Genomic DNA, 12,205 nt, shown 5'->3' on the forward strand with positions numbered 1-12,205 from the left:
CGCTTGTGGGCACCCCACTGCTGTTGCGCGGCGTCGACCTGGCGGCGTTCGCCGCCGCCCTGGTGGCGCGCCTGCGTGGCGCGGGGGTGCAGGTGTCCGCCAACGGCCAGGCCGGCTTCGTGCAGGCGCTGCGGCAGCTGGTGCCGGACACCACGTCGGCGCTGTACTGGGCCGCGCGGCTGACCCTGGTCAACCGGGTGGACGACCTCGGCGCCTTCGACGCGGTCTTCGCGGCGGCGTTCGGCGCCGGCCGGCCCGACGGCGCAATGCGCGCCGAGCCTGCCCTGCCCCTGCCCGGTCCCAAGACGCCCGCGGCCGGCACGGTGCGCTCCACCGGGGGCCCGCCGAACGCCGCCGCTCAGCAACTACCCTGGGCCACCCGCGCGTCCACCGTCCGGGACGCAGCCGAGGACACGAGCGTCCTGCTGCCCGATCTGCTGCCCAGCCGGATCGCCGCGCGCGCCGACGAGCCGTTCGACCGCTTCGACGCGCAAGACCTCCGCCTGCTCGGCTCCTGGCTGGAGGCCACCGTCGCGCGCTGGCCGCGGCGGCGCAGCATGCGGTTCGAGGCCAGCGCGGGCGGCAAACGCATCGACCTGCGCGCAACGATGAGCGCCTCGCGCGAAACCGGCTGGGAAGCACTGAAATTGGCGCGTACGCGGCCCCGGCGCCGGCCCCGTCGGGTGGTCCTGGCCTGTGACGTGAGCCGCTCGATGCAGCCGTACGCCACGGTGTATCTGCATCTGATGCGTGCCGCCGCGCTGCGCCGGCACGGCCTGCGACCGGAGGTCTTCGCGTTCTCGACGTCGCTGACCCGGCTCACGTCGGTGCTCTCGCACCGCTCGGCGGAGGTGGCGTTGCAGAAAGCCAACGCGAAGGTCACGGACCGCTACGGCGGCACGTTCATCGGGCGCAGCCTCGGCGCCTTGCTGGCCCCACCCCACGGCAACACGCTGCGCGGCGCGGTGGTGATCATCGCCTCCGACGGCTGGGACGCCGATCCGCCCGAGGTGCTCGCCCACGCGATGGCGAGGCTGCGCCGCCGCGCCGCGCTGCTGATCTGGCTGAATCCGCGTGCGGCGCAGGGCGATTTCCGGCCACTGGCCGGGTCGATGGCGGCGGCGCTGCCCTATTGCGACCTGTTCCTGCCGGCGCACTCGCTGGCCGGGTTGCGCGAACTGCTGGTCGCGCTGGCTAATCCATCGCCGCGATGAGCTGCTCGGGCGTCAGCGGCAGCGAGCGCACCCGAACGCCAAGCGCGTCACAAACGGCGTTGGCGATTGCGGCGGCCGTCGGTCCCTGGGCGCACTCGCCGATTCCCAACGGTGGATTACCCTGCCCGGCCAGGAATTCGACGTCGACCGCCGGCACCTCGGAGAAGCGCAGGATCGGGTAGGTCGCCCAGGTGTCGCTGGTGACGGTGAAGCCGTCGAAGCGAACCCGCTCCTTGACCGTCCAGCTGGTGGCCTGCACGGCGCCGCCCTCGATCTGGTTGGCCGCGCCGTCGGGATTGATGACCAGCCCGGCATCCACCGCGATGACCAGCCGGCGCACCCGCACCTCCTCGACCGCCTCGACCTCGGCGACGACCGCGCAGTAGGCGGCCGAGTTCTTGTAGCGCGCATACCCGATGCCGTGGCCATCGGCGTCCCGCCGCGTCCATTTCCCCCAGCCGGCCCGCTCCGCCGCCGCCCGCAACACCGCGCGCCCGCGCTCGTCCGACAGGTGCGCCAACCGGAACTCGACGGGGTCGCGGCCTGCCGCCGCCGCCAACTCGTCCATGAACGACTCCGCCGCAAAGACGTTGATGAACGCGCCCAGCGAACGCAGCGCCGAGGTGCGCAGCGGCATCTCGGTCAACAGGTGGTTGATCACCCGATAGGACGGAAAGTCGTAGCCCGGAACCGAATTGCGGCCCGTGCCGCCTCCCCACTCGACCGGCGGCTCGCCGCCGGCGCGGATCGGCTCGCCACCGGCGCGCTCGCTTGCCGCCAGGAACGCCGACGTCGGCGTCGTGCCGGGACGGCCCATGTAGCTGCCGCTCCAGATCTCGTGGCGCCAGTCGACGACGGCGCCGTCGTCGCGGCAGTCGGCGGCGATCTGGACGACCGCGGCGGGACCCAAAGGCGCCCAAACCAATTCGTCGGCGCGCGACCAGACCAGGTGCACCGGCCGCCCCGGCACCGCCCGCGCCAGCACCGCGGCGTCCATGGCGGCGTCGTCGGCGCCGTTGTGTCCATAGCACCCGGCCCCCTCGACGTGGCGCACCACCACCGAATCGACCGGCAGGCCCAGCGCCGCGCCCAGCTCGCGCCGCAGCACGTGGACGCCCTGGCTGTGTGACCAGACCTCCAGACGGCCGTCGGGGTGCGCGAGCGCCTCCGCGGCCGACGGGCCGATCGAGGCGTGCGCCAGGTACGGGCGGTGGTAGCGGGCCGAATGCGACCGCGTCGAACCAGACACGGCCCCAGCGTCTTTGGACGCCAGCTCCGACGTCTCGGCCGCCGCCGACAGGAGAAACGCCGGCAGGTCGTCCTCCTCGGGCAGCGTCGGCCGCCTGTCCCAGGTGGCGTCACCGCGCAGCCGCTCGGCCGCGCGCACCGCGACCTCCTCCCGTTCGGCGATCACGCCCAGGAACTCGCCGTCGCGCACCACGGTGACCACCCCCGGCAGCGCCAGGGTCGGGGCGGTGTCGAGGCCGCGCAGGGCCGCCCCCCGCGACGGCGGGCGAACAACGCGGCCGTACAGCTGCCCGCCCAAAACGAGGTCGTGCAGGTAGCGCGGCCGCCCAGTCAGCTTGTCGGGCAGGTCCACCCGCGCGACGTCGGTGCCGACGACCGCGTAGTCCGACTCGGGCTTGGGCGTCGCCTCCCCGGTCGCCGCGCGGTCCAACAGCGAATCGTCCGCGAGTTCCCAATAGCTGGTGGCCAAGCCGTGCGGGCCACTGAATTCGCCGTCGACGACGTCCAGCTCGTCGGGCGCGACGGTCAGCTTGGCCGCCGCCGCGTCGAGATAGATCGCCCGCACCTCGGCGCACGCCTGGCGCAGCGCCGCCCCCGACTGCTGGATGGACCGGCTGCCGGCGGTGAAGCCCTCGTCGGGGCTGCGATCGGTCGACGCGGCGATCATCCGCACGCGCGCGACGCCCACGTCGAGCTCCTCGGCGGCGATCTGCGCCAGCGCCGTCAGCACGCCCTGGCCCAGCTCCACCTTGCCCGAGCGCACCTCCACGACACCGTCCGAGCCGATCCGAACCCATTCGCCCAGAACGGGATTGGCTACCAGCGACTCAGGCAGGTCACGCACCGGCGGACCGCCGCAGCTCGGCGCCGGCGCTCAGCACCGCCGCGACCACGCGGTTGTGCGAGCCGCACCGACACAGGTTGGGGTCCAGGGCGGTGCGGACCTCGTCCTCCGTCGGGTCGGGGTTGTCGGCCAGCAGGGCCGCCGCGGCCACCACGATCCCCGACATGCAGTACCCGCACTGCGCCGCCTGCCCGGCCACCAGCGCGCCCACCACCGGGTGCGGCGCCCCGCCGTCGCCCAGGCCCTCGACGGTGCGGATCGACTTGCCGGCCACCGCCCACAACGGGGTGTCGCAGGAGTACACCGGACGGCCGTCGGCGAGCACGAAACACGCCCCGCACAACCCCACCCCGCAGCCGAACCGGGTGCCCTTCAAGCCCAGGCGGTTGCGCAGCACGTACAGCAGGGGTGTGTCGTCGTCGGCATCGACCTCGTGGCGCCGCCCGTTGACGGTCAGATCTCCCATGGGCTCCAGCATGCTCCGGCGCCACGCTAGGGCAGGATCGAGCGGTATGGACCAGCTATGGGCCAACCGGGCGGCCAGCTCCGAAGCCGCTGTCGCGCAGCGACACCTGAAGCGGCTGTGGGCGCTGCCGGGAACCCAGCTGGGGGTGGTGGCCTGGCCGGCGACGCGGCGCGAACGGCTGTTCGGCACCTGGCATTACTGGTGGCAGGCGCACCTGCTGGATTGCCTGGTCGACGCGCAGCTGCGCGACCCGCAGCCGCACCGNTCGGCGGCATCACCGCCCGCTACCTCGCGCTGGTCGCCACCACCCTGCCGGGCGACTCCGCCGACGACGCCGTGGCCCGCGACACCGCCCGCACCATCGTGCTCTCGTCGGCGAAATCGGCCTGGGACTACCGGCAAACGGTGGACGGGCTGCCGCTGTTCGGCGCGTTCTGGGACCGCGACGCCGAGCTGCCGAAGGAGGGTGGCGAGGAGGCGCAATTCGTCGAGGGCGCGGTCAACGCCTCCGAGATCGCCGAGCGGGATCTGTCGGTTCAGCTATCGGGCTGGATGCTGATGGAGGCCGCCTGTAACGTCACCGCCGTGAGCGAGACATGAGCGAACTCAGCGGCGGCTGGATCCCCGACGAGGCAACGCTTGCCGGCGCCAACCTCACCCGCTTCATGGCGTGGCTGGCCGAGACCGAGCGCGGCGAGTACGCCGACTACCAAGGCCTGTGGGCAAAGTCGGTGGACGACATCGACTGGTTCTGGGACGCCGTCTGGACCTACTTCGACATTCGGTCGGACAGCCCGCCGCGCGCTGTGCTCGGCGAGCGTTCCATGCCGGGCGCCGAATGGTTCCCGGGTGCCACGCTCAACTACGCCACCGAGGTCTTTCGCCACGCCACCGACGAGCGCCCGGCGCTGCTCGCCGTCGGCGAGGACGGATCCACCGAGTGGTCCTGGGCGAGGCTGCAGCGCGAGACGGCGGCGTTCGCGGCCTACCTGCGCAACCTCGGCGTCAAGCCCGGCGACGCCGTCGTCGGGTACCTGCCCAACGTCGCCGAAGCCGTCGTCGCCGCCCTGGCCGCCGCCAGCGTGGGCGCGATCTGGGCGGTGTGCAATCAGGACGTGTCGGTCGACGGCGTGATCGCCCGGCTGGGTCAGGTGGACCCGGCCGTGCTGGTGGCCACCGACGGCTCGGTGTATGCGGGCAAGCGCATCGACCGGCGGGCGGAGCTGGCCACGATCCGGCGTGCGATGCCGACGCTGAAGGCCACCGTGGTGGTGCCGCGGCTCGGGCTCGACATCGACGGCGACACCGTGGCGTGGGCCACGGCCGTGCGGGCGGACGCCGCCCTCGACATCACGCCGGTCCCGTTCGCCCACCCGCTGTGGGTGATGTTCTCGTCGGGAACGACCGGGAAGCCGAAGGGCATCGTGCACGGTCACGGCGGCGTCGTGCTGGAGCACCTGAAGTACCTGACGCTGCAGTTCGAGCTGTACCCCGGCGACCGCTTCCTGTGGTACTCGTCGACCAGCTGGATGATGTGGAACTTCCTGGTGTCCGGCCTGATGGTCGGCGCCACGATCGTGCTCTACGACGGCAGCCCGACGCATCCGGAGACCGATGGACTGTGGCGCGTGGCCGCCGACGCCGGCGTCACGGTGCTCGGCGCCGGAGCGGGCTACCTATTGGCTTGTGCCAAAAAGGAATTGAAGCCCGGCGCGTCGTACCCGCTGGACGGCCTGCGCGCGGTGGGATCCACCGGGTCGCCGCTGCCGGCGTCCGGATTCCGTTGGGTGCAACAGGGACTCGGTCGCGCGGTTCCGGTGATCTCGATGAGCGGCGGCACCGACGTGTGCACGGCCTTCATCGGCGGTTGCTCGATCCTGCCCGTGGTGGCCGGCGAGCTGTCGTGCCTGTGCCTGGGCGCGGCCATCGAGGCGTGGAAGGGCCGCGCCCACCCCGTCATCGGGGAGGAGGGCGAGCTGGTGGTGACCAAGCCGATGCCGTCGATGCCCGTGTCCTTCTGGAACGACGACGACGGCAGCCGTTACCGCGCCGCCTACTTCGACAAGTATCCGGGCGTGTGGTGCCACGGGGACTGGATCACCATCAGCGAGCGGGGATCGGTTGTGGTGCACGGCCGTTCGGACGCCACCCTGAACCGGATGGGCGTGCGGATGGGCAGCGCGGAGATCTACACGGCGGTCGAACGCATGCCCGAGGTGCAGGACTGCCTGGTGGTCGGCGTCGAGCAGGACGACGGCGGCTATTGGATGCCACTTTTCGTGCACCTGGCCGACGGTGCGGAATTCGACGACGCGCTGCGGTCCAGAATCGTCGGCGAGATCCGTCAGCATGCCTCGCCGCGACACGTGCCCGACGACATCCTGGATGTCCCCGGCATACCGCGAACGCTGACCGGCAAGCGGCTGGAGATCCCGATCAAGCGCATCCTGCTCGGGGCCGCGCCGGACGAGGCCGTGCAGCAGAGTTCGATCGACAGGCCGGACCTGCTAGACGCTTTCGTTGCGTACCGCAGAAGTCGGGTGTCCTGAGTCGGTCTCCTGCCCGGCCGAGCGGCGGCGCCCCCGGTAGGCGCGCCAGGCGGCGATGAACGCCGGGATCAGCGACACGAACAGGATGCCCAGGATGATCTTTTCCAGGTTCTGGTGCACGAACGGCACGGTGCCCAGGAAGTAGCCCGCCAGCGTCACACCGCCGCCCCAGAGGATGCCGCCGACGATGTCGAACCCGAGGAACACCGGGTAGCGCATGTACGACACCCCGGCCACCGGCGGGACAAACGTCCGCACGAACGGCGCGAACCGGGCCAGGATGACGGCCCAGGGCCCGTACTTCTCGAAGAAGGCGTGGGACTCCGTCACGTAGTGCTTCTTGAAAAAGCGGGAGTCTTCCTTCTTGAACAGCGCCGGACCGATCCTTCGCCCGATGAAGTACCCCGTCTGATCGCCCAGGATCGCGACCACCGCGACGGACGGGGCCAGCACCCAGATGCTCGCGGGCGGGTTGGGGTGCGCGGCCAGCAGCCCGCCGGTGAACAGCAGCGATTCGCCCGGGAGCAGCGGAAACAGCAGCCCGGTCTCGATGAAGACGATGACCAGGATGCCGGGCAGCACCGCCGATCCGAAGACGCCACCCGCGCCCAGCCAGTACATCGGGTCGAGGATGTCCGGCAAGGCCGTCACGGTGGTGCTCACGATGCTTCAACATACCTTTGTTGCGATACTGGATGGGCCTAGCCGCCAGGAGGAGCCCATGCCCATCGCGACCCCCGAGATTTACGCCGAGATGCTGGGCCGGGCCAAGGAGAACTCCTACGCCTTCCCCGCCATCAACTGCACCTCTTCGGAAACGGTCAACGCCGCGATCGAGGGCTTCGCCGACGCCAGCAGTGACGGCATCATCCAATTCTCCACCGGCGGTGCGGAATTCGCGTCCGGCCTCGGGGTCAAGGACATGGTGACCGGCGCCGTCGCGCTGGCGGAGTTCACCCGCGTCGTCGCGGCCAAATACCCGGTCAACGTCGCGCTGCACACCGACCACTGCCCCAAGGACAAACTCGACAGCTACGTGCGCCCACTGCTGGCGATCTCGGCCCGACGCGTGAGCGCGGGCGGCGATCCCCTGTTCCAGTCCCACATGTGGGACGGCTCGGCGGTGCCGATCGACGAGAACCTGGTGATCGCGCAGGAGCTGCTCAAGGAGGCGGCGGCGGCCAAGATCGTCCTGGAGATCGAGATCGGTGTGGTGGGCGGCGAGGAGGACGGCGTCGCCAACGAGATCAACGACAAGCTCTACACCACGCCCGAGGACTTCGAGAAGACGATCGACGCGCTGGGCCACGGCGAGCACGGCAGGTACCTGCTGGCCGCGACGTTCGGCAACGTGCACGGCGTCTACAAGCCCGGCAACGTCAAGCTGCGCCCCGACATTCTGGCCCAGGGGCAGCAGGTGGCGTCGGCCAAGCTGGGCCTGCCGGACGGTTCCAAGCCGTTCGACTTCGTGTTCCACGGCGGTTCGGGCTCGCTGAAGTCGGAGATCGAGGAGGCGCTGCGCTACGGCGTGGTGAAGATGAACGTCGACACCGACACCCAGTACGCGTTCACCCGCCCGATCGCCGGTCACATGTTCACCAACTACGACGGCGTGCTCAAGGTCGACGGCGAGGTGGGCATCAAGAAGGCCTACGACCCGCGCACGTACCTCAAGGTGGCCGAGGCCGGCATGACCCAGCGGGTCGTGGAGGCCTGCAACGACCTGCACTGCGCCGGAAAGTCCCTGGGCTGAGCATCGCCCAGTGTGCGGCCGGCCGCACACTCGGCAGACGCTAGCCGCTGGGGGACTGGCAGATCTTCCAGCGGTCGTCGCGGTACTGCAGGTCGAGGCTGCGCGTCGAACGCAGCGACGGGTCGTAGGCCATGAACGTGGTGATGTTCGCCTCGGCGTGCTGGCCGTTGACGACGACCTGATCGATGCTGGCGATCACCGGATACTGCTTGGCCGCCGACACCCGCTGGTAGGTCTCCTGCCAGGCGTGTTCGTCGTAATCGACATACCCGTCGCGGGCGTTCCCGCAGGTGATGGTGCGCAGCGCGGTCAGATCGCCCCGTTGCACCGCGACGTCGTACTGCTGGATGGTGTGCCGAACCTGCTCTTCCTCAGAGACTTTCGAGTGCTTGCTGCGGGTCAGCAGCACGGTGCCCAGGATCGCGATCGCCGCCAGCGCCAGCACGACCACCACCAACGCCAGCACCCAGCCCCAGTTGAATTGCCGCGTCGTGCGCAGCTTGGCCCCCAACCGGGGTGGAATAGACTGCGGCACAGCGGCTTTCGGGGGGACGCCCGGCTGCGGCGGCGGTCCCTCGGGCGCCGGCGACGACGCAAACACCTCCGTGGCGGGCTCGGCGGAAGTCGCGATGACCTGAGTTTCCTTCGCGTCGAATCCCGGTGCGGTGAAACGACGTTCGCGTTGCGCACCGTCCGGATCCGCGCCGGGATCGTTGCCCTGATCGGGTTTGTTGATCACCACGGTCTCGGTCTCGGGATCGTTGGGCACCAGCGGCTGGCCCTCGGCTCCCTCGCCCCCGGGCGCGTCGGCACCCGGCTCGTTGCGCGAGTCGCGTGGATCGAACCCGGGCCGCCTCGGCGCGCCGCCGCGGTCGGGTTCGGGTGGATTGGGCATGCAAGGAGCTTAGCGACCCGCGCCGGGGGGACGGCAAAATAGACACCATGACGTCCATGGGAGATCTTCTCGGACCTGATCCGATCCTGCTGCCCGGCGATAGCGACGCCGAAGCGGAGCTGCTCGCCGACGAAAACCCGAGCTCCGTCGCCGCCGCGCACCCGTCGGCGTCGGTGGCCTGGGCGGCGCTCGCCGAGGAGGCGCTGGCCGAAGACAAGGCCGTCACCGCCTACGCCTACGCCCGCACGGGGTACCACCGCGGCCTGGACCAGCTGCGGCGCAACGGCTGGAAGGGCTTCGGGCCGGTGCCGTATGCGCACGAGCCCAACCGGGGCTTCCTGCGGTGCGTGGCGGCGCTGGCGAAGGCCGCCGACAGCATCGGCGAGACCGACGAATACCAGCGCTGCCTGGACCTGCTCGACGACTGCGACCCCGCTGCCCGCGCGGCGCTGGGGCTTCAGTAGCTCTCAGAGCACTCGGCGCCGCCCGCGCACTCGATCTGGACGGTCGCGTGGTCCAGGCCGCGCTCCGACAGCACCGCGCGCGCGTCCCGCAGCACCCGGGCCGAGTCGCCGTCGCTGGTGAGGTGCGCGGTGCACATGTCCTTGCCCGGCGAGAGCGTCCACACGTGCAGGTCGTGCACCTCGGTCACGCCGTCGACGGCGCCGAGCGCGCCGCGCAGTTCCTCGACGTCGATGTGGGTCGGCGAGGCCTCGGACAGGATGCGCAGCGCGTCGCGGGCCAGCGAGATGGCCCGGGGCAGCACCCACAGCGCGACCAGCACCGCGACCACGACGTCGGCGTACGGCCAGCGCGTGGTGACGGTGACCACGCCGGCGATCAACACGCCCAGGCTGCCGACGCTGTCGGCGACCACCTCCATGTAGGCGCCCTTGACCGCCAGGCTCTGCGCCGAATGCGACCGCAGCAGCAGCGCGACCACCAGGTTGGCCAGCAGGCCGGCCAGCGCGACGACGATCATCGGCACGCCGGGGATCGACGGGGTCTCCTTGAGCCGCTGGATCGCCTCCCACAGGATGAACAGGGCCACCCCGATCAGCAGCCCGGCGTTGGCGACCGCGGTGAACACCTCCGCGCGATGCCACCCGTAGGTGCGCGCGGGCGACGTGCTGCCGCGCCGCGCCAGGGTCACCGCGGCCAGCCCCATGAACACCGCGACGACGTCGGTCAGCATGTGCCCGGCGTCGGCCAGCAGCGCGATCGAGTTGATCAGCAGCGAGGTGGTCAACTCGATGAGGAAGAACGCCGCCAGGATCGCCGCGGCGACGACCATCCGCGGGATCATCCGGGACGAGTCGCCCTCGGCGGGGGTGTGATTGTGGCCGGCGCCCATTGCCCAACAATATATGCGCAATGGCGCATATATTGCAACCGTCAGACCCAGCGGCTCCAGAACCGGGTCAGCTGGTTGCCGGCGGACACCAACCAGTGCGGCACGCCGGAGAAATCGAACAGCCAGAGCACCAGGGCGAAGAACCATGGGCTGGCCGCCAGGAGCAGGAAAATCAGGACGAAAAAGCCCCACTGTTTGGCCGGGGCCAGCGCGCGCTGCGTCTCCGGGCTCAGATGCGGTTCCAGCGCGTCGTAGCCGTCCAGGCCCGGAACGGGCAGCAGGTTCAGCAACACCGCGGTCAGCTGAAGGAATCCCAGGAACGCCACCCCCGCCCACAGCACCGCGTGCGCCGGGTCGTACAGCAGCCGGGTCAGCGCCAGCAGCAGCACCGCCAGCACCAGGTTGGCGGCCGGTCCCGCCAGGCTGACCAGCGTGCGGCGGGTGGGGGTCATGAACCAGGTCCGCACGTACACCGCGGCGCCCGGCAGCCCGATGCCGCCCAGCAGGATGACCACCATCGGCAGCAGGAGCGAGAGCGCGGGGTGGCTGTAGCGCCGCGGATCCAGCGTCAGGTAGCCGCGGACGGCGACGTCGTGGTCGCCGAAGCGCCAGGCGGTCACCGCGTGCCCGAACTCGTGCAGGCACAGCGACACCAGCCAGCCCGCGATCACGAAGGTGAACACCCCGACGTAGGAGAGCGGCCGCACGGTCGATCCGGCCAGCCAGGCCAGCACGGCGCCGGCCGCCGTCAACGCGACCAGGCCCAAGAAGATCGGGCTGGGCCGCACGGACTCGTGCTGTCGGGCGGGGAAGCTCACCGGTCGAAACTACCGGACGTGCGGTCGACGCTCCGTTAACGAGGTGTGAGAGCCCGATCCGCGCGATGCGCGGCGAACAACGCGCCAGCCGCGGCCGCGATCCGAAAACGGTTGAGCCGATACCACGTCCCGATGCGGGCCTCGCGTTCGGCCGGTGGGGGCGGCGTGGCGGCGAACATCACCGTCAAGTTCACCGTTTTGACCAAGTAGCCGGTGATGGCCAGGCCGGCGACCGAGCAGCCGGCGGTCACAGCCAGCCAGGGCCTGGCGCCTCGGGTTGCCCAGCCCGTGCCGACGGCCGCGGCGGTGGTTGCCAGCGTGATCGGTGCGACGGGAGCGTAGTAGCGCAGCGGACTGCCGGGACCGAGCATCCCCGCTGAGCCGCGACCGCCGCCGGCAGATGCCGCGTCACGGGGCGCCGAGGCAAGCCGCTCCGGGATCTTGACGACCGCCTCGTAGATGTTGCCGAACAACCACTGCGCGTGGCCGAGCTGGGCCAGAGCCAACAGCCCCGAAGTCGGATTTCGGTTCACGGGCGAGTCCTTTTCGTGTCGCAGGTACGCCGTCGTTGCGGCCTCAACGCCCAGGAGGCGGCGGTGAGCCCCACGAGGATGAGGGGACCCGCCAGCGTTGTGGCGTCATCGCCGACCCACAGATGTGACGCCGTCGCGCCGGCGAAAATGAACAACAGTCCCGCGTACGCCCACTCCTTGAGCAGGGGCAAGCGGGGTGCCAGAAGTACGACGCCGGCCGAGACATAGCAGACGCCGAGGATGGTCATGAAATACAGGGGATACCCGAGATGGGTCACGACGCGCGCAAACGGCTCCATGCGCAACCCGCCCATCACCCCACCGACGAAACACTCGGCGGCGAGCACGGCCGTCGCCAACCAGTACATCCAATTGCGGCGGCCGGAAGCGGAAGGTGTCATTTCGGCAAAGCCTCCTCGCAACCGTGACACCTCGCGGGCCCAAAGTGTGACCGCGCGAGGAAAATCGCCTACCGGACCAGCAGCCAGCCTTCGACGTGGCGGTAGAACGTCGACCGGCGCGCCGGGCGTG

General features: G+C 70.6%; 12 protein-coding genes and 1 pseudogene. 5 read left to right on the forward strand and 8 right to left on the reverse strand.

The features are described from left to right. Positions 1–5: 5 nt before the first annotated feature. Entirely contained in the window at positions 6–1,214 is a 1,209-nt protein-coding gene (locus tag BN4348_RS57800; protein WP_066917572.1) for a vWA domain-containing protein, read from the forward strand. Here the strand turns inward: BN4348_RS57800 and BN4348_RS57805 are convergent. Both BN4348_RS57805 and BN4348_RS57810 read right to left on the reverse strand, forming a co-directional pair. Beyond that, positions 1,195–3,306 carry a xanthine dehydrogenase family protein molybdopterin-binding subunit gene (locus BN4348_RS57805; protein WP_066917573.1) on the reverse strand — a complete coding sequence of 704 codons (2,112 nt, stop codon included), beginning with the start codon at positions 3,304–3,306 and terminating at the stop codon, positions 1,195–1,197. The two genes, BN4348_RS57800 and BN4348_RS57805, sit on opposite strands and share 20 nt — an antisense overlap. Beyond that, entirely contained in the window at positions 3,299–3,772 is a 474-nt protein-coding gene (locus tag BN4348_RS57810; RefSeq protein ID WP_066917585.1) for a (2Fe-2S)-binding protein, read from the reverse strand. The genes BN4348_RS57805 and BN4348_RS57810 overlap by 8 nt, the downstream gene beginning before the upstream one ends. 46 nt (positions 3,773–3,818) lie before the next feature. On the opposite strand from BN4348_RS57810, the pseudogene BN4348_RS57815 reads away from it, so the two are divergent. Both BN4348_RS57815 and BN4348_RS57820 read left to right on the forward strand, forming a co-directional pair. Next, positions 3,819–4,372, forward strand: a pseudogene (locus BN4348_RS57815) (hypothetical protein). Then, positions 4,369–6,321, forward strand: a complete 1,953-nt coding sequence (locus BN4348_RS57820; RefSeq protein WP_066917575.1) for an acetoacetate--CoA ligase — start codon at positions 4,369–4,371, stop codon at positions 6,319–6,321. The pseudogene BN4348_RS57815 and the gene BN4348_RS57820 overlap by 4 nt, the downstream one beginning before the upstream one ends. Here BN4348_RS57820 and BN4348_RS57825 read toward each other — a convergent pair. Further along, entirely contained in the window at positions 6,280–6,984 is a 705-nt protein-coding gene (locus BN4348_RS57825; protein ID WP_066917576.1) for a DedA family protein, read from the reverse strand. The two genes, BN4348_RS57820 and BN4348_RS57825, sit on opposite strands and share 42 nt — an antisense overlap. Before the next feature lie 58 nt (positions 6,985–7,042). Between BN4348_RS57825 and fbaA the strand changes: the two genes are divergently transcribed. Next, positions 7,043–8,074 (forward strand): class II fructose-bisphosphate aldolase, encoded by a 1,032-nt coding sequence (gene fbaA, locus BN4348_RS57830; protein ID WP_066917577.1) that lies wholly within the window; start codon positions 7,043–7,045, stop codon positions 8,072–8,074. A 40-nt stretch (positions 8,075–8,114) separates the two neighbouring features. Here the strand turns inward: fbaA and BN4348_RS57835 are convergent, their stop codons facing one another. Then, a complete protein-coding gene (locus BN4348_RS57835) occupies positions 8,115–8,969 on the reverse strand; it encodes an Rv0361 family membrane protein (RefSeq protein WP_066917578.1) in 855 nt (284 codons plus the stop codon). A gap of 47 nt (positions 8,970–9,016) precedes the next feature. On the opposite strand from BN4348_RS57835, the gene BN4348_RS57840 reads away from it, so the two are divergent. Then, positions 9,017–9,433 (forward strand): DUF3151 domain-containing protein, encoded by a 417-nt coding sequence (locus BN4348_RS57840; RefSeq protein WP_066917579.1) that lies wholly within the window; start codon positions 9,017–9,019, stop codon positions 9,431–9,433. Here BN4348_RS57840 and BN4348_RS57845 read toward each other — a convergent pair. Genes BN4348_RS57845 through BN4348_RS57860 form a run of 4 tightly spaced genes read right to left on the reverse strand, consistent with a single transcriptional unit; the run spans position 9,427 to position 12,075 of the window. Continuing rightward, positions 9,427–10,323 carry a cation diffusion facilitator family transporter gene (locus tag BN4348_RS57845; protein WP_066917580.1) on the reverse strand — a complete coding sequence of 299 codons (897 nt, stop codon included), beginning with the start codon at positions 10,321–10,323 and terminating at the stop codon, positions 9,427–9,429. The genes BN4348_RS57840 and BN4348_RS57845 overlap by 7 nt on opposite strands. A 41-nt stretch (positions 10,324–10,364) precedes the next feature. Next, positions 10,365–11,141: a site-2 protease family protein gene (locus tag BN4348_RS57850; RefSeq protein ID WP_066917581.1), complete on the reverse strand. Its 777-nt coding sequence runs from the start codon at positions 11,139–11,141 to the stop codon at positions 10,365–10,367. A gap of 35 nt (positions 11,142–11,176) precedes the next feature. Further along, positions 11,177–11,674, reverse strand: a complete 498-nt coding sequence (locus BN4348_RS57855) for a DUF1772 domain-containing protein (protein ID WP_066917582.1) — start codon at positions 11,672–11,674, stop codon at positions 11,177–11,179. Further along, positions 11,671–12,075, reverse strand: a complete 405-nt coding sequence (locus tag BN4348_RS57860; RefSeq protein WP_211145794.1) for a DoxX family protein — start codon at positions 12,073–12,075, stop codon at positions 11,671–11,673. The genes BN4348_RS57855 and BN4348_RS57860 overlap by 4 nt, the downstream gene beginning before the upstream one ends. Positions 12,076–12,205 lie beyond the last annotated feature (130 nt).

This window comes from Mycobacterium interjectum (genome assembly GCF_900078675.2).
Lineage (GTDB): Bacteria > Actinomycetota > Actinomycetes > Mycobacteriales > Mycobacteriaceae > Mycobacterium > Mycobacterium interjectum.